The sequence below is a fragment of the Stenotrophomonas sp. TWI1151 genome, from assembly GCF_039673135.1.
Lineage (GTDB): Bacteria > Pseudomonadota > Gammaproteobacteria > Xanthomonadales > Xanthomonadaceae > Stenotrophomonas.
This window is the reverse complement of the sequence record NZ_JBDJLA010000021.1, coordinates 1-17,976: the sequence shown is the minus strand read 5'-3', so window position 1 is coordinate 17,976 and position 17,976 is coordinate 1. Positions and strand designations below refer to the sequence as shown.

19 protein-coding genes and 1 pseudogene are annotated in these 17,976 nt (G+C 67.4%); 13 read left to right on the top strand and 7 right to left on the bottom strand.

The features are described from left to right. The first annotated feature begins 194 nt into the window (after nt 1-194). From ABE422_RS17790 to ABE422_RS17760, 7 genes and pseudogenes are all read left to right on the top strand, one after another. Entirely contained in the window at nt 195-587 is a 393-nt protein-coding gene (locus tag ABE422_RS17790) for a PTS sugar transporter subunit IIA (protein WP_019185401.1), read from the top strand. Next, nucleotides 580-849: an HPr family phosphocarrier protein gene (locus tag ABE422_RS17785; protein WP_121043139.1), complete on the top strand. Its 270-nt coding sequence runs from the start codon at nt 580-582 to the stop codon at nt 847-849. The genes ABE422_RS17790 and ABE422_RS17785 overlap by 8 nt, the downstream gene beginning before the upstream one ends. Nucleotides 850-908: 59 nt before the next feature. Next, a pseudogene (gene ptsP, locus ABE422_RS17780) lies at nt 909-2,603 on the top strand (phosphoenolpyruvate--protein phosphotransferase); the annotation flags it as partial. 235 nt (nt 2,604-2,838) lie between these two features. Continuing rightward, complete coding sequence (gene mgtE / locus ABE422_RS17775) at nt 2,839-4,200, top strand: magnesium transporter (RefSeq protein WP_123728558.1); 1,362 nt, start codon at nt 2,839-2,841, stop codon at nt 4,198-4,200. 13 nt (nt 4,201-4,213) lie between these two features. After that, nucleotides 4,214-4,480 carry a hypothetical protein gene (locus ABE422_RS17770; protein WP_346483431.1) on the top strand — a complete coding sequence of 89 codons (267 nt, stop codon included), beginning with the start codon at nt 4,214-4,216 and terminating at the stop codon, nt 4,478-4,480. A 67-nt stretch (nt 4,481-4,547) separates the two neighbouring features. Beyond that, entirely contained in the window at nt 4,548-5,348 is an 801-nt protein-coding gene (locus ABE422_RS17765) for a prolyl oligopeptidase family serine peptidase (RefSeq protein WP_346483430.1), read from the top strand. A 313-nt stretch (nt 5,349-5,661) separates the two neighbouring features. Then, nucleotides 5,662-6,117 carry a transposase gene (locus ABE422_RS17760; protein WP_313212870.1) on the top strand — a complete coding sequence of 152 codons (456 nt, stop codon included), beginning with the start codon at nt 5,662-5,664 and terminating at the stop codon, nt 6,115-6,117. Nucleotides 6,118-6,361: 244 nt separating this feature from the next. Here ABE422_RS17760 and ABE422_RS17755 read toward each other — a convergent pair whose 3' ends face one another. The 3 genes from ABE422_RS17755 to ABE422_RS17745 are packed head-to-tail and all read right to left on the bottom strand — an operon-like array spanning nt 6,362 to nt 8,385. Next, the gene (locus ABE422_RS17755) at nt 6,362-7,312 is read right to left on the bottom strand and encodes an aspartate carbamoyltransferase catalytic subunit (RefSeq protein ID WP_313212143.1); all 951 of its coding nucleotides are present in this window, start codon (nt 7,310-7,312) and stop codon (nt 6,362-6,364) included. A 16-nt stretch (nt 7,313-7,328) separates the two neighbouring features. Then, nucleotides 7,329-7,826, bottom strand: a complete 498-nt coding sequence (gene ruvX, locus ABE422_RS17750; RefSeq protein ID WP_313212142.1) for a Holliday junction resolvase RuvX — start codon at nt 7,824-7,826, stop codon at nt 7,329-7,331. Beyond that, nucleotides 7,819-8,385, bottom strand: a complete 567-nt coding sequence (locus ABE422_RS17745) for a YqgE/AlgH family protein (protein ID WP_313212141.1) — start codon at nt 8,383-8,385, stop codon at nt 7,819-7,821. Before ABE422_RS17745 ends, ruvX begins: the two co-directional genes overlap by 8 nt. Before the next feature lie 109 nt (nt 8,386-8,494). Between ABE422_RS17745 and ABE422_RS17740 the strand changes: the two genes are divergently transcribed. Then, on the top strand, nt 8,495-9,031 hold the full coding sequence (locus ABE422_RS17740; RefSeq protein ID WP_346483433.1) for a DNA-3-methyladenine glycosylase I: 537 nt from the start codon (nt 8,495-8,497) through the stop codon (nt 9,029-9,031). Then, entirely contained in the window at nt 9,028-10,167 is a 1,140-nt protein-coding gene (locus ABE422_RS17735; RefSeq protein WP_346483429.1) for a hypothetical protein, read from the top strand. Before ABE422_RS17740 ends, ABE422_RS17735 begins: the two co-directional genes overlap by 4 nt. Nucleotides 10,168-10,173: 6 nt before the next feature. On the opposite strand, the gene ABE422_RS17730 is transcribed toward ABE422_RS17735, so the two are convergent. After that, nucleotides 10,174-10,881: a YitT family protein gene (locus ABE422_RS17730; RefSeq protein ID WP_179460934.1), complete on the bottom strand. Its 708-nt coding sequence runs from the start codon at nt 10,879-10,881 to the stop codon at nt 10,174-10,176. A gap of 186 nt (nt 10,882-11,067) precedes the next feature. Between ABE422_RS17730 and ABE422_RS17725 the strand changes: the two genes are divergently transcribed. Further along, nucleotides 11,068-11,889 (top strand): alpha/beta hydrolase, encoded by an 822-nt coding sequence (locus tag ABE422_RS17725; protein ID WP_346483428.1) that lies wholly within the window; start codon nt 11,068-11,070, stop codon nt 11,887-11,889. A gap of 87 nt (nt 11,890-11,976) precedes the next feature. Here ABE422_RS17725 and ABE422_RS17720 read toward each other — a convergent pair whose 3' ends face one another. The 3 genes from ABE422_RS17720 to ABE422_RS17710 all read right to left on the bottom strand — a co-directional run bounded on the left by ABE422_RS17720 (nt 11,977) and on the right by ABE422_RS17710 (nt 15,588). Next, complete coding sequence (locus ABE422_RS17720; protein ID WP_346483427.1) at nt 11,977-12,960, bottom strand: aldo/keto reductase; 984 nt, start codon at nt 12,958-12,960, stop codon at nt 11,977-11,979. Nucleotides 12,961-13,332: 372 nt separating this feature from the next. Next, nucleotides 13,333-14,472: a PilT/PilU family type 4a pilus ATPase gene (locus ABE422_RS17715; RefSeq protein WP_313212136.1), complete on the bottom strand. Its 1,140-nt coding sequence runs from the start codon at nt 14,470-14,472 to the stop codon at nt 13,333-13,335. Nucleotides 14,473-14,550: 78 nt separating this feature from the next. After that, entirely contained in the window at nt 14,551-15,588 is a 1,038-nt protein-coding gene (locus tag ABE422_RS17710) for a type IV pilus twitching motility protein PilT (protein WP_019185385.1), read from the bottom strand. Nucleotides 15,589-15,696: 108 nt separating this feature from the next. Between ABE422_RS17710 and ABE422_RS17705 the strand changes: the two genes are divergently transcribed. From ABE422_RS17705 to ABE422_RS17695, 3 genes are read left to right on the top strand one after another with little or no spacing between them, the layout of a single operon-like run. Then, a complete protein-coding gene (locus tag ABE422_RS17705; RefSeq protein ID WP_313212134.1) occupies nt 15,697-16,377 on the top strand; it encodes a YggS family pyridoxal phosphate-dependent enzyme in 681 nt (226 codons plus the stop codon). A 27-nt stretch (nt 16,378-16,404) separates the two neighbouring features. Then, the gene (proC, locus tag ABE422_RS17700; protein ID WP_346483426.1) at nt 16,405-17,226 is read left to right on the top strand and encodes a pyrroline-5-carboxylate reductase; all 822 of its coding nucleotides are present in this window, start codon (nt 16,405-16,407) and stop codon (nt 17,224-17,226) included. 59 nt (nt 17,227-17,285) lie between these two features. Next, nucleotides 17,286-17,888 carry a short chain dehydrogenase gene (locus ABE422_RS17695; RefSeq protein WP_313212132.1) on the top strand — a complete coding sequence of 201 codons (603 nt, stop codon included), beginning with the start codon at nt 17,286-17,288 and terminating at the stop codon, nt 17,886-17,888. Nucleotides 17,889-17,976: the final 88 nt, after the last annotated feature.

Below are 17,976 nucleotides of genomic sequence, written 5' to 3'. Positions count from 1 at the left end.
CGGGACTGCCGGCAGTGGCCGGCAGCCCGGGGGATCGGGCGTGGCGCCATGCCCGCCCGGCCCACGAAGCGACGGCACCGCGTTGCCTTGTCCGGCTCCGGGCGGGGACAGGTCATCGACACGCTGAACCGCGGAACACAGCAGTCTTTCACGCGTGCTATCGCCAATTCATGTTGACCTGTTAACGTTCGGGAATGACCTGTGGCATTCTCCTCGTAACTCATCCCGGTGTCGGCACGGCCCTGCTGGACGTGGCGACCCGTCTGCTGCGGCACCTGCCGCTGAAGACCGAAGCTTTCGAAGTACCGTTCGACGCAGATATGGACGTCCTGCTCCCGCTCGCCTCGGCCGCTTTGCGCCGGGTGGACAGTGGCCAGGGCGTGCTGATCCTGACCGACCTGTACGGCGCCAGCCCCAGCAATCTGGCCGGGCAACTGGCTCGTCTGGGCACCCCGGCACGCCGGGTTTCGGCGCTGAGCCTGCCGATGTTGATGCGGGTGATGAATTATCCGGAACAGGGACTGGATCAACTGCCTGCCACAGCCGCGGCAGGCACTCGCAATGGAGCGATTGTCGACGATGCTTGAACGTGAACTCACTGTTTCCAACCGCCTGGGCCTGCATGCCCGCGCCACTGCCAAGCTGGTGCAGGAGCTGGCGCCCTTCCGCTGCAACGTGACCATGGCCGCCAAGGGCCGTGAGATCAATGCCAAGAGCATCATGGGCGTCATGCTGCTGGCCGCCGGCCAGGGCACCCCGGTCACCGTGCGCATCGAGGGCGAAGACGAAGTCGCCGCGATGGACGCGGTGGTCGCCCTGTTCGAGCGGCGTTTCGACGAGGACAACTGAGCATGGGGGGGCAGCCGCGATCGGGATCCTCCGCACCGGCCCGGACCGCGTCCGGGGCGATGCTGTTGTCCGGCCACGGTGCCTCGCGCGGTAACGCCCTGGGCCGTGCCCGGGTGCGCCTGCCGCATGCCCTGGAAGTGGCCGAGCAGCGCATTGCGCCGGCCAAGATCGAAGCCGAGCTGGAGCGCCTGCACGTGGCCGTGGAAGCGGCCCGGGGCGAAATGCACGAGCTGCGCCAGCGCCTGCATGGCGCGCTCAACCAGGAGGTCGGCGAATTCCTCGATCTGCATGCCCTGCTGCTCGATGACCCCGAGCTGCTGTTCGGCCTGGACGAACTGATCCGCAGTGGCCCCTACAGCGCCGGCTACGCCTTGCGCGTGCAGCGCGACCGCCTGGCCAAGGTCTTCGATGGCATGGACGATGCCTACCTGAAGAGCCGCATGGACGATCTGGACCATGTGATCGGGCGCATCCATGCCTTCCTGCAGAAGCGCCCGCCGGACGTCAAAGGCATGGCCGGCGAGATCCTGATCTGCGACAACATCGCCCCCTCCGAGCTGGCCCAGCTGCAGGCCCACGGCGTGGTCGGCATCGTCACCGCCGGGGGCAGCGCGCTCTCGCACAGCGCGATCCTGGCGCGCAGCCTGCACCTGCCGTTGATCGTCAACGTCCCGAACGTGCTGCAGAAGGTGGCCGACGGCGACGTGCTGATCATGGACGGCAGCGATGGCACGGTCACCATCAACCCCCAGGCACAGGACCTGCGCGACTACCGCGTGCGCCTGCGCGAGCACGCGCGCGAGCAGCGCGAACTCGGGCGCCTGCGCACCAAACCCAGCCGCACCCGCGACAACGTCGATATCGCCCTGCTCGCCAATGCCGAGTCCAGTGAAGACGTGACCCAGGCGCATGCGCTGGGCGCGCACGGGCTGGGCCTGTACCGCACCGAATTCCTGTTCCTGCAGCGCAACGAGCTGCCGGACGAGCAGGAGCAGTTCGAGACCTACCGCGATGCCGCCCTCGGCATGAGCGGGCGGCCGGTCACCATCCGCACCCTGGACCTGGGCGCGGACAAGGCCGACCGCACCGGGCTGACCCTGAGCAACGAAGAAAACCCGGCCCTGGGCCTGCGTGGCGTGCGCCTGTCGCTGGCGCGGCCGAAAGTGGCCGACACCCAGCTGCGCGCGATCCTGCGCGCCTCGGCCTACGGCAAGCTGCGCATCCTGATCCCGATGGTGAGCACCCGCGAGGAAATCCTCGCGGTCCGCCGGCGCCTGGCCAAGCAGGCCGAACTGCTGCGCGCGGAAGGCCATGAAGTGGCCGAGCACATCCCGTTCGGCGCGATGATCGAAGTACCGGCCGCCGCGATCGCGCTGGAGAGCTTCATCGATCTGGTCGACTTCCTCTCGATCGGCACCAACGATCTGGTCCAGTACCTGCTTGCCGCCGACCGCAACAACGAGGCGGTCGGCGAGCTGTACTCCCCGCTGCACCCGGCGGTGGTGCGCCTGCTCGCGCACATCCTGCGCACCGGCCAGGCGTACAACATTCCGGTGGCGGTCTGCGGCGAGATCGCCGGCGACCCGCTGATGACCCGTCTGCTGCTGGCGCTGGGGCTGACGGAATTCAGCCTGCACCCCGGCACCCTGCTGGAAGTGCGCCGTGCGGTGCGCGACAGCGATCTGTCGGTGCTGCAGGCGATGGCGCCCAAGCTGCTGCAGGCACGCGACCGCCGCGGCATTGAACGCTGGATCGAAAAGGCCCGGTTGGGCGGGCCGGGGGCCGGCTCCGCTTTACCCTTGGGATGGGTTTGGGTTGTGGCCGGCCAGCGGCCGGCACTACCGTCGTTGAATGCGTGCGTCCCACGCGCATCGCCGTCTGCGCGCTACCCGATTGACACACAAGCACGCGATAATGACGCGGTGACCACCGCCCATGCCGCATCCTCTACCGGATAGCGGCCTTTTTCTTTTTCCGCAGGAGCTGCGCATGGCCGAAGCCGTACGCCACGACAAGACGGCGCGCCAGCTGCGGCTGTTGTCCGATGCACTGGACAGCGGGCGGCTGGGTCCGGTCCGTCGGTTGGTCAATACCCTGGCGCCGGCGGAAATCGGCAACCTGCTCGAATCGCTGCCGCCGGGCAAGCGTGAGATCGTCTGGGGCCTGGTGGATCCGGAAGACGACGGCGAGGTACTGGTCCACGTCGGCGAGGAAGTGCGCGAAAGCCTGCTGGCCGACATGGACCCGGACGAGATCATCGCCGCGGTCGAAGATCTGGACATCGATGACCTGGCCGACCTGGTCGAAGACCTGCCGGACACGGTCATCGATGAAGTGCTCAAGTCGATGGACCGCGAGAACCGCGAGCGGCTTGAGCAGGTGCTGTCCTATCCCGAGGACAGCGCCGGCCGCCTGATGAACCCGGACGTGGTGACCGTGCGCGCCGACGTCAATGTCGATGTGGTGCTGCGCTACCTGCGCCTGCGCGGCGAACTGCCCGACCACACCGATCACCTGTTCGTGGTCAGTCGCCGCCACCAGTACCTGGGCCGCCTGTCGCTGGCCGCGCTGGTGACGCACGAGGACAACACGCCGATCAACCGCCTGATCGATGACGAGCAGCCGGCGATCGATGTCGGCGAGAGCGCCGATGAAGTCGCGCGCCAGTTCTCCGATCATGACTGGGTGTCCGCTCCGGTGGTGGACGACAACAACATCCTGCTCGGCCGCATCACCATCGATGACGTGGTCGACATCATCCGGTCGCAGGCCGAGCACCAGGCGCTGGGCGCCGCCGGTCTGGACGAAGAGGAAGATCTTTTCTCGCCGATCAAGCGCGCCGTACGCGGCCGCGTGGTCTGGCTGGGCATCAACCTGTGCACCGCGTTCCTGGCAGCCAGCGTGATCGGCCAGTTCGAGCTGACCCTGCAGAAGGTGGTGGCGCTGGCCGTGCTGATGCCGATCGTGGCCGGCGTGGGCGGCAATGCCGCCGTGCAGGTGCTGACCCTGATGGTGCGCGGCATCGCGCTGGGCCAGGTCGGCCAGAGCAACGCGCGCATCCTGCTGTGGAAGGAATCACGTGTGGCCTTGATCAACGGCACCCTGATCGGCACCGTGGTCGGCATCATCGCCTACCTCTGGTTCCACAGCTTCCTGCTGTCGCTGGTGATCACCCTGGCGCTGATCATCAACTTCTGCGCCGCGGCCCTGGCCGGTGTGCTGCTGCCGCTGCTGCTCAAGCGCATGAACGTGGACCCGGCCGTGGCCGGTACCGTGGTGGTGACCGCTGTCACCGATGTCATGGGCTTCTTCAGCTTCCTCGGCCTGGCCAGCCTGATCCTGCTGCACTGACCCTGGACACCGCATGGCCCTGACGCTCGACAACTACTTCCAGCCCGGCTGGCGCGACGCGACGTATACCTGCGCCGCCTGCGAATGGCAGGGCAGCGCGCGGCAGATGCCGATGGAACTGCACGAAGACGAAGCGCAGTTCGACTGCCCGCAGTGCGAGAACCCGATCCTGCTGGTGGTCCACCCCAGTCTGGCGGAGGTGCAGGCGGCCGCCGCCGACGGTCACCCCGAGGCGATCGAACAGCTGGACATCCTGGCTGCGGCCCCGCGCCCGCACTGATGCACTGCAAGATGCTCCGGCGCGCCACCGGGCCTAGACTGAAAACGATTTCAATCAAGGCACGACAATGGCACGACGTTGGAGTGGATGGCTGCTCTGGGCAGTGGCGATGATGACGGTGGCCGGCTGCGCGAGCACCCCGGCGGCCTCCGGTGGCCAGTTCGTCGGCCGTGCGGTCAAGGTGGATGGCCATACCGCGTATTACCAGGTGTTCGTGCCGCGCAACGCCGCCGCCTCACGCGGCCAATTGCCGGTCATCCTGTTCCTGCATGGCTCCGGTGAGCGTGGCCGCGACGGCCGCCGCCAGACCCAGGCCGGGCTTGGGCCCTACCTGCGCCAGCACACCTCCACCTTCCCCGCGCTGGTGGTGTTGCCGCAGACGCCGGATGACCAGGAATGGTCGGGCGAGAACAACCGCATCGCGCTGGCTGCACTGGATGCCGCCATCGCCGAGTTTGGGGCCGACCCGCAGCGGCAGTACCTGACCGGGATGTCGATGGGCGGCTACGGCAGCTGGAACATCGCGCTGGCCGAACCGACCCGCTTCGCCGCCATCGTGCCGGTCTGCGGCGCGGTGCTGTCCCCGCACCAGAGCCGCCCGGACCTGCAGGTGGAGGCCGTGGCCGGCCAGCGCGACCCGTACGCCGCCATTGCCCAGCGCCTGCGCAACGTCCCGATCTGGATGTTCCATGGCGCGCTGGACGACCTGGTACCGCCGGATGACGACCGCAAGCTGCACGCCGCGTTCCAGCAGGCCGGTGCGAAGGACGTGCGCTACACCGAGTACCCCGAAGGCAACCACAACGCCTGGGACGCCACCTATGCCGATGCGGCGATGTGGGCGTGGATGTTCGCGCAGAACCGTTGATGGATCACGGTGGCCGCGACGCTTGACGGGTGGCCACGATCGGTAGTGCCGGCCGCTGGCCGGCTCTGCAGAGGTCCCGGTAGTGCCGGCCGCTGGCCGGCTCTGCAGAGGTCCCGGTAGTTCCGGCCGCTGGCCGGCTCTGCAGAGGTCCCGGTAGTGCCGGCCGCTGGCCGGCTCTGCAGCAAACCGTCATCGATCGCCCGCGCTTCGTGAAGCCGGCCAGCGGCCGGCACTACCTTATTTGGCTTTTTCGCCATAACGGTCTGCGCCGTTGGCCGATACCAGGGGGCTGCGGGATCACTCACGATGCGCCATGAGTTCTTCTCGACTACGCGTGGGGCGCTGTTCGATTCCAGGGCAGACCTACGTCCTGACCATGGTCTGCCATAACCGCAAGCGCTGGTTTGTCGATCCCGACGTCTGCGCAATTGCCATGTCGCACCTGAAGGAAATGGACGAACGTGGATACGTACGATCCCTTGCCTGGGTGGTCATGCCCGACCATCTGCACTGGATGGTGGAACTGGAAACGAAGCCACTGGCCGATATCGCTCGACGCTTCAAATCATCGACTGCGTTGGCGATCAATCGATCTCAGGGTCGTGGTGGTGCGTTGTGGCAAGCCGGTTACCACGATCACGCCGTGCGTTCCGACGAGTCGCTGCATCGGCATGCGCTGTACATCCTCGGCAATCCGATCCGTGCAGGTCTGTCAGGGCAGATCGGAGACTACCCGTACGCATGGACCCTTTGGCCAGATGACCGGTAGTGCCGGCCACTGGGCGGCTGCCGATGCATGCTGCAGAGCCGGCCAGCGGCCGGCACTACCCAGCGCGCTGGGGGATTTCTGCGGAGCCGGCCAGCGGCCGGCACTACCCTGTGCGCTGGGGGGAATTTCTGCGGAGCCGGCCAGCGGCCGGCACTACCCAGCGCGCTGGCGGAATTTCTGCGGAGCCGGCCAGCGGCCGGCACTACCGGTCATGGGTTCGCATGCGGTTCGATACCCTTGACGCTCACCCCAGCAACGTCTCCAACACCGCCATGCGCACGGCGACGCCGTTGGCGACCTGGCGCAGTACCCACGACTGCGGGCCGTCGGCCACCTCGTCGGTCACTTCCACGCCGCGGTTGATCGGGCCCGGGTGCAACACGGCGGCGTCGGTGCCGGCACGCTTCAAGCGCGCGGCATCCAGGCCGTACTGCGCGTGGTACTGCTCCAGCGAGGGCACCAGGCCTTCCTCCATGCGCTCGCGCTGCAGGCGCAGCATCATCAACGCATCGGCGCCTTCCAGCATGGCGTCGAAATCATCGCCAACGATGCAGCCCTTGAGGGTGTCATCGTCCGGCAACAGCGACTGCGGGCCGCACACGCGGATCTCGCCGACGCCCAGCGTGCGCAGGGCATGCAGGTCGGTGCGGGCCACGCGCGAGTGTTTCACGTCGCCGACGATGATCACCTTCATTTTCGAGAAATCGCTGCCCTTGGCCTGGCGCAGGGTCAGCATGTCCAGCAGGCCCTGGGTCGGGTGCGAGCTGCGCCCGTCACCGGCGTTGACCAGGGCGGTACCCTCGCCCGCCACCGCGGCCAGCGCTGCCACCGCGCCATCATCGGGATGCCGCACCACGAAGCCGCGCACGCCCATGGCTTCCAGGTTCTTCAGCGTGTCACAGGCGGTCTCGCCCTTGCGGGTGGAGGACGTGGAGGCGTCGAAGTTCAGCACGTCCGCGCCCAGCCGCTGCGCGGCCAGCTGGAACGAGCTGCGGGTGCGCGTGGACGGTTCGAAGAACAGCGTGCAGACCGCCGAGCCACCGAGCACATGACGCTTGTTGCCGACCCGGCCGACAGCCGCGTCGCGGATCTGGCCGGCGCGGTCGAGCAGCTGCAGCAGGGTTTCGCGGGGCAGACCCTCCAGGGTCAGCAGGTGGCGCAGGCGTCCATCGGAATCGAGTTGCGAGGCGGTCATGGGCAGGGTCTGAGGGTCAGGAAACGGGGGTGGCGTCATCCGGGCAGGAGAGCCAGCGTTCGATGATCACCGCCGCGGCCACTGCATCGAGTGCAGCGGCATCGCGACGGCGTTTGCGGCCTTCGGCGCGCTCGACCGCGAACCGGCGTGCCGCCTCGACCGAGCTGGAACGCTCGTCGACCAGCACCACCGGCAGTTTGAAACGTTCCCGCAGCTGGCGGGCAAAGCCCTGCGCACGCTTGCGGTTGGGCTGGTCCTGGCCGTCCAGGGTCAGCGGATCGCCGACCACCAGGCCGTCCGGCCGCCACTCTTTGATCAGGCGCTCCACCGCGGTCCAGTCCGGGCCATGGCCGTGGACATCGACCACCGCGATCGCCCGCGCATGGGTGCCGAACGAGCTGCCGATGGCCACGCCGATGCGGCGCGAACCGACGTCGAAGCCGAGCACCGTGCCATCACGGCGGATGGTTGGCGGCGTGGCCGCAGCAGGCGCTGGCGTGGCCGGCTCAGACATGGCCGCTGTAATCGGTGAGGCGGAACAGGTCCACGCCGATACGTGCCGCCGCACCTTGCCAACGCTGTTCGAACGGCGTGTTGAACAACAGCTCGGCGTCGGCCGGCACGGCCAGCCAGCTGTTCTCGGCCAGCTCGGATTCCAGCTGCCCTTCGCTCCAGCCGGCGCAGCCCAGGGTGACCAGCGCATTGCGCGGGCCCTCGCCACGGGCCATGGCTTCAAGGATGTCGCGCGAGGTGGTGAGGAACACGCCCTCGCCCACGGCCAGGCTGGAATCCCAGTTGCGCGCATCGTCATGGATCACGAAGCCGCGCTCGGGATGCACCGGGCCGCCGTTGAGCACGATCTGGCCAGGCAGGGTGTCACTGGTGGTGGTGATTTCCATCTGGGCCAGCACCTCGCCGAGGGTGTACTCGGAGGGCTGGTTGACCAGCACGCCCATCGCGCCGTTCTCGTCGTGCTGGCAGATCAGCGCCACGGTACGGGCAAAGGTGGGGTCGGTCAGCGACGGCAGCGCGACCAGCAGGTGGTGGGCAAGCGAAGTAGACAGTTCAGACATGGCCCCATTCTAGCCGCTGGCCGTGATGTGCGCTTTCGCGCTGACATAATGCAGGCCTGCGTGCGTGCCCCGGCCCGTGCGCCTGATCCGCCATCGCAAGGAGCTGCACGTGTCCGGTTACTGCCTCATCGCCCCCGGCCATCCGGTCCACGGCCACTACCATGACCACGAGTACGGCTTCCCGCAGCGTGAGGAGCGCGAACTGTTCGAGCGCCTGATCCTGGAGATCAACCAGGCCGGCCTGAGCTGGGAGACCATCCTGAAGAAGCGCGAGGGCTTCCGTGCGGCCTACGATGGTTTCGACGTGGACACGGTGGCCGCCTATGGCGAGCGTGAGATCGAGCGCCTGCTCAACGATGCCCGCATCATCCGCAACCGGCTCAAGGTGCACGCAGCGGTCCACAACGCCCAGGTGATCCAGCAGCTGCGGGCCAGCCACGGCAGTTTCGTCGGCTGGCTGGATGCCCACCATCCGCTGGACAAGGCCGGCTGGGTGAAGCTGTTCAAGAAGACCTTCCGCTTCACCGGCGGGGAGATCACCGGCGAGTTCCTGATGAGCCTGGGCTACCTGCCCGGCGCGCACGTCCCGGACTGCCCGGTGTTCAAGCGCATCGACACGCTCAAGCCGGCCTGGCGCCAGAAGTGACGCACCCCGTCGTGCGGGCTGCGCTGCTCGCTGCCCTGAGCCTGCCCCCGTTGGCTGCCGCAAGCGACCTGGACGGTGTGCTGGAGCGCCTGCGCGCGGAGATCGCCGCGGTGCCGGCCGACGACCCGGCCCCGATCGATACCGTGCTGGCCCGCTACCGCGACGAAACCGGCATCGACCTGCAGATCCCGGTGGCCGGCGACAGCGATGCGCCGCTGCCCGCGCTGGTGCGCCCGGCCAACATCACCCCGGCCGATTGGGACGCGGTGACCCGCTACCTGCGCGGGACCGATGCCCAGCACAGCGTGCCGGTGGAGATGGGCGAGCTGTCGCTCTCCCTGCTCGATCTGGATGGCGACGGCCAGCGTGACCTGGTGCAGAGCGCCTACAGCGGCGGCACCGGCCTGTACACGCAGGTGGACATGCTGCGGCGGGATCCGCAGCGCGGCTTCGTGGTGCCGGACAGCCTGGACCCGCAGCGCCCTTGGGCGCAGGGCCAATACGGCCTCAGCGGGCGTGGCAGCGATCAGGGCCTGTACTGGCTGCGTATCGACGGGGTCAGCTACGTCGCCTACCGCGATGGCGACTACTACGGCGATACTCTGCTGCTGAACCGGCCGTTGTCGGCCGACCCACGCGAACGCAGTCCGACGACCCGGTTGAAGGTGCGCTACGGCCGCGAGCATCGGCTGGCCGATCCGGTGATGCATGTCGACGGCGAACCGCTGGATGCGTCCGCCACGGCGATCGCAGCGGACCGGCGCCTGCTCAGGCACATCGAGCGCCTGCTGGCCGCGCTGACCATTGATGGCGACGGCGTCGCGCATTTCGGCGATGAGCAGGGACGCTGCCCGGTCCCGGCCGGCACCGATCCCGGTGAGACAGACCTCTGGCCGTGGCGCGGCGCGGGGAGCTATACCTTCGATACCGCCGCCGACACCGTGATCCGCTCGGGGAAGCAGTGCTACAGCGCCACGCTCATCGCCCTGCGCAGCAGCTATGCCGGCGACCATGCCCTGTGCTGCCAGCTGTGGCTGTACCGCGGCCCGGGTGAACAGGCGGCCGCGTTGGACCTGCGCAGCCGCCGCTGGGTCTCCGGCGTGACCGTCGTTGCGGTGCCACCGCAGGGCGAGTAACGGGCGTCAGACGCCCATGTAGCGGCCCGGGCGGTGGTTGAACATCAGCACCAGGCTGAGCACCACCGCGCCAATCGCCGAGTACATCACCTTGGACGGGGACAGCACCGAGAACGCCACGCACATCAGCAGTGTGTCGAACGACATCTGCACCTTGCCGGCGCTCCAGCCGCGGGTGCGCTGCAGGTACACGGCCAGGATGCCGATGCCGCCCAGGCTGGCCCGGTGGCGGATGTAGAACAGGATGCCCAGACCCGCCAGTGCGCCACCGACGATCGCCGAGTACAGCGAGCTCATGTGGGCGAAATCGGCCCAGCGCGGCAGCAGGTCGGTCAGCACGCCGCAGGCGGTGACCGCCGCGAAGGTCTTCAGGGTGAATTCCCAGCCCATGCGGCGCACGGCCACCCAATAGAACGGCAGGTTGACCAGCACGAATACCAGGCCGAAGTTCCAGCCGAAGGCGTAGTGGGCCAGAAACGCCAGCCCGGCCATGCCGCCGATCATCAGCCCACCCTTGGCGAAGATCGCCAGGCCGAGCGAGGCGACCAGGGTCGCCAGGACCATGCCCTGCACGTCTTCGGCCACGGAATGGCGCAGGGCTTTCTCGTCGGCCACGGTGCCGGCGCTGTCCGGTGGCGGGGTCAGCGGGCCTGCGGTGACCAGGTGGCCGTCAGCGTCGTCGCACGGCGCGGGGCCATGGGAATCAAGGGACATGGGGGTGGGGGTGTGACGTGGGGAGCGGTATTAGACACGATCGGCGTGACAGATGTTGGGGAGATTGATTCAGCTGCGCCAGGGTCGCGAAATCGACATCCCCCTTTCATCCCGCCTGAACACCCTGTAGACGCAGCATGCACGGGTACCCCGCTGCGCCCCTCCCCCCCTCAGGAGTTCCGTGCCATGCCCTACGTCACCACCGCCGACAAGACCGAGATCTTCTACAAAGACTGGGGCAAGGGTCAGCCCCTCGTGTTCCATCACGGCTGGCCGCTCAGCGCCGATGACTGGGATACCCAACTGCAGTTCTTCCTGCTGCAGGGCTACCGCGTGATCGCGCACGACCGCCGCGGGCATGGCCGCTCCTCGCAGACCAGCGGCGGGCATGAGATGGACACCTACGCCGCCGACGTCAACGCGCTGGCCGATCACCTGGACCTGCGCGATGCGATCCACATCGGGCATTCCACCGGCGGTGGCGAAGTCGCGCACTATGTGGCGCAGGCCAAACCCGGGCGCGTGGCCAAGGCCGTGCTGATCGGTGCGGTGCCGCCGATCATGGTCAAGAGCGAGGCCAACCCGGGCGGCACGCCGAAAGAGGTTTTCGATGGCTTCCGCCAGGCACTGGTCGCGGGTCGTGCGGCGTTCTACCGCGACGTGCCGATTCCCTTCTACGGCTTCAACCGCGAGGGCACGCCGCCACAGCAGGGCATCGTCGACAACTGGTGGCGGCAGGGCATGATGGGCGCGATCAACGCGCACTACGACTGCATCGAGGCCTTCTCGGAAACCGACTTCACCGACGACCTGAAGAAGATCGACGTGCCGGTGCTGGTGATGCACGGCGACGACGACCAGATCGTGCCGATCGCCGATTCAGCAGAGCTGGCGATCAAGCTGCTCAGGCACGGCACGTTGAAGGTCTACAAGGGCTATCCGCACGGGATGTGTACGACGCATGCGGACGTGATCAACGCGGATCTGTTGGCGTTCATTCGCGGGTGAGGCGCGTGCCGACCGACGGTCGGCACCTACCCGACATGCGTGGGACGGGTAGCGCACGACCGTTGGTCGTGCGCCCCGTCGCCCCGCTCAGCGCGCGACCAGCTTCTGCCGCTCGGCGTTGTAGCGATCCCCGACGATGGCGATGCTGTCCAGCGCCGCACCGATCTGCTGCAGCTCCGCATCGCTCAACACCACGGCCACCGCGCCCAGGTTCTCCGTCAGACGGTGCAGCTTGGTCGTACCGGGAATCGGCACGATCCACGGCTTGCGCGCCAGTAGCCAGGCCAAGGCGATCTGGGCCGGCGTCGCGCCCTTGTCGGCGGCAATGGCGGTGATGCGATCCACCAACGCCTGATTGGCTTGCCGCGCCTCCGCTGCAAACCGCGGCACGCTGTTGCGGAAGTCATCGGCCGCGAACTGCGTATCCACGTTGATCGCACCGGTCAGGAAGCCCTTGCCGAGCGGGCTGAACGGCACGAAGCCGATCCCCAGTGCTTCCAGCACCGGCAGCACGGCCTGCTCCGGCTCGCGCCACCACAGGGAATACTCGCTCTGCAGCGCCGCCACCGGCTGCACGGCGTGCGCCCGGCGAATGGTATCGACGCCGGCCTCGGACAAACCGAAGTGTTTCACCTTGCCCTCGGCGATCAGATCCTTGACCGTACCGGCCACGTCCTCGATCGGCACGTTCGGGTCCACCCGGTGCTGGTAGAACAGATCGATGCGGTCGGTCTTCAGCCGCGCCAGGCTGGCCTCGGCCACCGCGCGGATACGCTCGGGGCGACTGTCCAGACCGGCGTCGGCATGGCCACCCTTGAAGCCGAACTTGGTGGCGATCACCAGCTGGTCGCGGAACGGCGCGAGCGCCTCGCCCAGCAGTTCCTCGTTGAAGAAGGGGCCGTAGGCTTCGGCCGTATCGAAGAAGGTCACGCCCTGCTCGACCGCGGCGCGCAGCAGGGCGATCGCCTCGGTGCGGTCGGTGGCCGGGCCATAGCCGTAGCTCAACCCCATGCAGCCCAGGCCGAGGGCGGAAACCCGCAGGCCGCTGCGGCCCAGTTCACGTGTCTGCATGGTGCTGCTCCTGCCGGTGGGACCGGCGTCATGGGGGAGTGCCACGATAGCCCTGTCGGCGGCGGAGATTGGATGGTGTGGGGTACGTTCGGTCATGAGCGTGGCTAATCAATCGAGGCATGAAGCAGATACGCATCATCCCGGCAGCGCGTAGGTGACCTTTTTATCCTTGATCGATACCCATCGCCGCTGCTGCAGCTGTTGGATCAACGCTGCGCGCTGGAAGCCGCCGGCGCGCGGTACGGATCGTGCATGTCCATATGCCCATCACCTGATACGTTGATACCGGCAAGGTGCCGGCGCCCCTGCACCCCGGTTGCCCAGGACGGCGCGACCATCCCAGCCCCGCGCCGCCTGTTGAAGCCCGCTGTGTCAGCGGACTTCCGAAATCTCCACCCCGTCCAGCCCCTGCGACAGCGTGCGTGCATCGCCACCCTGCGACAGCTTGATGCGCAGGCGTACTTCGTTCTGCGAATCCGCATAACGCAGCGCGTCTTCGTAACTGATCTCGCCGGCCTGATACAGCTCGAACAGGCTCTGATCGAAGGTCCGCATGCCCAGCTGCACGGAGTCCTTCATCACCTCCTTGAGCTTGTGGATCTCGCCATCGCGGATGTAATCCTGCACCAGCGGCGTGCCGAGCATGATCTCCATCGCGACCTTGCGCGACTTGCCATCCGGCGAGGGAATCAGCTGCTGGGCGACCACGCCCTTGAGGTTCAGCGAGAGATCCATCAGCAACTGGTTGCGGCGGTCTTCCGGGAAGAAGTTGATGATGCGGTCCATCGCCTGGTTGGCGTTGTTGGCGTGCAACGTGCACAGCACCAGGTGGCCGGTCTCAGCGAAGGCGATGGCGTGATCCATGCCCTCGCGGGTGCGCACCTCGCCGATCATGATCACGTCCGGTGCCTGGCGCAGGGTGTTCTTCAGCGCCGCTTCCCAGCTGTCGGTATCGATGCCCACTTCGCGCTGGGTGATGATGCAGCCCTCGTGCTTGTGAACGAATTCGATCGGGTCTTCGATGGTGATGATGTGCCCGGTCGAGTTGTGGTTGCGGTAGCCGATCATCGCCGCCAGCGAGGTCGATTTACCGGTACCGGTCGCGCCGACGAACAGGATGATGCCGCGCTTGGTCATCGCCAGCGTCTTGATGATCGGCGGCAGGCTCAGCTCTTCCACGGTGGGAATGCGCGTCTCGATCCGGCGCAGCACCATGCCGACCTGGTTGCGCTGGTAGAAGCAGCTCACGCGGAAGCGGCCGACACCGGACAGGCCGATGGCGAAGTTGCACTCGTGGGTCTTTTCGAACTCTTCGCGCTGTGCCGGCGTCATCACATTCAACACCAGGTCGCGGCTCTGCTGCGGCGTCAGCGGTGTCTGGGTGATCGGCGAGATCTTGCCGTTGACCTTGATCGCCGGCGGCATGCCCGCGGTGATGAACAGGTCCGACGCCTTCTGGTGCGCCATCAGCTTGAGGAACGAGGTGAAGTCGATGGTGGTGGTGGTGTTCATTGCGGTGTGCTCCGAAGATTGCCGGGAGCCGGCCAACGGCCGGCGGTGCAGGAAGCCGGGCAGCGCCCGGCTCTACCATCATTCGAAGATGCGCTTGTCCTTGGCGTACTCGCGCGCCTGGTTGCGGGTGATCAGGCTGCGCTTGACCAGATCCTGCAGGTGCTGGTCCAGGGTCATCATGCCCATCTGCTGGCCGGTCTGGATCGCCGAGTACATCTGCGCGACCTTGTCCTCGCGGATCAGGTTGCGGATGGCCGGGGTGCCGACCATGATTTCCCAGGCGGCGGTACGCCCCCCCCCCACCTTCTTCAGCAGCGCCTGCGAGATCACCGCGCGCAGCGACTCGGACAGCATCGAGCGCACCATCGGCTTTTCGCCGGCGGGGAACACGTCGATGATGCGATCGATGGTCTTGGCGGCCGAGCTGGTGTGCAGCGTGCCGAACACCAGGTGGCCGGTTTCCGCCGCGGTCAGCGCCAGACGGATCGTTTCCAGATCGCGCAGTTCGCCGACCAGGATGATGTCCGGATCCTCACGCAGGGCCGAACGCAGCGCTTCGTTGAAGCCGTGCGTGTCGCGATGCACTTCGCGCTGGTTGATCAGGCACTTCTGCGAGGTGTGCACGAATTCGATCGGATCCTCGACGGTGAGGATGTGGCCGTATTCGTTCTTGTTGATGTGGTCGATCATCGCCGCCAGCGTGGTCGACTTGCCCGAACCGGTCGGGCCGGTGACCAGGATCAGGCCCTGCGGCTGGTCAATCAGCTCGCGGAAGATCGGCGGGCAGGCCAGGTCTTCCAGCGTGAGCACCTCGGAGGGAATGGTACGGAACACCGCACCCGCGCCGCGGTTCTGATTGAAGGCATTGACTCGGAAGCGCGCCAGCGAGGGAATCTCGAACGAGAAATCGACCTCGAGGAATTCTTCGTAATCGCGGCGCTGCTTGTCCGACATGATGTCGTACACCAGCGCGTGGACCTGCTTGTGGTCCAGGGCCGGAATATTGATGCGACGGACATCGCCGTCGACGCGGATCATCGGCGGCAGGCCGGCCGACAGATGAAGATCCGACGCTTTGTTCTTTACAGAAAACGCCAACAGCTCGGCGATATCCATGCGCTGCTACTCCCCATGACTGCTGCGACTGGAAGGTTCTTTCCCCGGGCGGCAGTATAGAGCGAGATGTGCACAATACGCGCCAGCCCCTGATCCACCGGACCCGCCGTGACCGCCCAAGCCCTGCCGACCCTCCTGACGAACCTGCACAACGCGGCCGCTGCCGCCGGGCGGCCAGATCCGCGCCTGCTGGCGGTCTCCAAGACGCAGCCGGCCGAGGCCGTGCAGGCCCTGGCCGCGCAGGGCCAGCGAGCCTTCGGGGAGAACTACGTGCAGGAGGCGGTGGCCAAGATCGAGGCGCTGGCGCCGCTGGGCCTGGAGTGGCACCTGATCGGTCATCTGCAGTCCAACAAGGCCGAGCTGGCTGCCCGCCATTTCGACTGGGTGCAGAGCGTGGACCGCCTCAAGCTGGTCACCGCACTGGCCACGCACCGCCCGGTCGGCCAGCCGCCGCTGAACGTGCTGATCCAGGTCAACATCGATGACGAGGAGAGCAAGCACGGCTGCGCGCCGGAAGACATCGACACGCTCGCGGCCGCCATCGCTGCGGCGCCGCAGCTGCGCCTGCGCGGGCTGATGGCGATCCCGGCGCCTTGGCCCGATCCCGAGCGTCGCCAGGCCGCCTTCACCCGGATGGCCGCGCTGTTTGCCACGCTGGCGGCAGCGCATCCGCAGGTGGATACGCTGTCGATGGGGATGAGCAGCGATTACCCTGAGGCCATCGCCCATGGCGCCACCCTGGTCCGCATCGGCACCGCGCTGTTCGGCGCACGCCCGCGACCGGCCTGAGCGCCCCGCCCGTTCCAAGGAGAGTTCATGAGCACGTCCCCCATCACCTTCATCGGCGGCGGCAACATGGCCCGCAGCCTGATCGCCGGCCTGGTCCGCCAGGGCGTGGCCCCGGCCAGCCTCCATGTGGCCGAGCCGGTGACCGAACTGCGTGAGCAGCTGACCGCCGAATTCGGCATCAAGACCTACGCCAGCGCGAGCGAAGCCGCCGCGCAGGGCACGGTCTGGGTGCTGGCAGTCAAACCGCAGGTGCTGCGTGATGTCTGCGCCTCGCTGACCGATATCGCCCAAGGCAAGCAGCCGCTGGTGGTCTCCATCGCGGCCGGCATCACCAGCGGCCAGCTGGACCGTTGGCTGGACGGTGGCATGGCGGTGGTCCGCGCGATGCCCAACACGCCGGCCCTGCTCGGCGCGGGCGTGACCGGGCTGTTCGCCACCGCCACGGTCAGCGCCGCGCAGCGCGCGCAGGCCGACACCGTGCTGGCCAGCGCCGGCCGCACCGTGTGGATCGATGACGAAGCGCGCATGGACGCCGTCACCGCCGTCTCCGGCAGTGGCCCGGCCTATGTGTTCCTGCTGGCCGAAGCGATGGAAGCGGCCGGCATCGCCCAGGGTCTGCCGGCCGAAGCGGCCCGCACCCTGGTGGTGCAGACGCTGCTCGGTGCCTCGCGCATGCTCGATGAATCCGGCGAAGCCCCGGCCGAGCTGCGTCGTCGGGTAACCTCACCGAACGGCACCACCCAGGCCGCGATCGAGAGCTTCCAGTCCGACGGCTTTGAAACCATGGTCGCGCGCGCGATCGACGCGGCGACGACGCGTGGGCAGGCATTGTCGGCGGCGAATGATTGACGACCAGGCGCAGCCACGCAGGGCGTGGCGTTACCCCTACGTTTACGGGAGACATGCACATGAAGATCCTGCTTGTCGGTGCCAGCGGCACCTTGGGCCAGGCCGTCGCCAGCACGTTGGGCGCCCACCATGAGGTTATCCGCGCCGGCCGTCATGGTGGCGATGCGCAGGTCGATCTGACCGACGATGCCAGCGTGCAGGCGCTGTTCGCGAAGGTGGGCAAGGTCGATGCCGTGATCGCGACCACCGGCCGGGTCCACTTCGGTCCGCTGGCGCAGATGCGGCCGGCCGACTTCAACCTCGGCCTGCAGGACAAGCTGCTCGGCCAGGTGCGGCTGAGCCTGGCCGCCCAGCATCACCTGAACACCGGCGGCTCGATCACCCTGACCAGCGGCATCATCAGCGCCCAGCCGATCCGCGATGGCGCCAATGCCACGGCAGCCAACGCCGCACTGGAAGGTTTCGTGCGCGCCGCCGCCTGCGAGTTGCTGCCGCGGGGGCTGCGCATCAACGCCGTGAGCCCGAATGTGCTGGCCGAATCGATGGATGACTACGGCGCGTACTTCCCGGGCTTTGAACCGGTGACGGCGCAGCGCGCGTCGCTGGCGTACCAGCGCAGCGTGGAAGGCATCCAGAGCGGGCAGGTGTTCACCGTCTGGTGAGGGCGGTGCCGGCCAGCGGCCGGCACTACCTCCCACATAGCGGGTACCGCGGTGTCCCTGCATCACCGGGACCGGTAGTGCCGGCCGC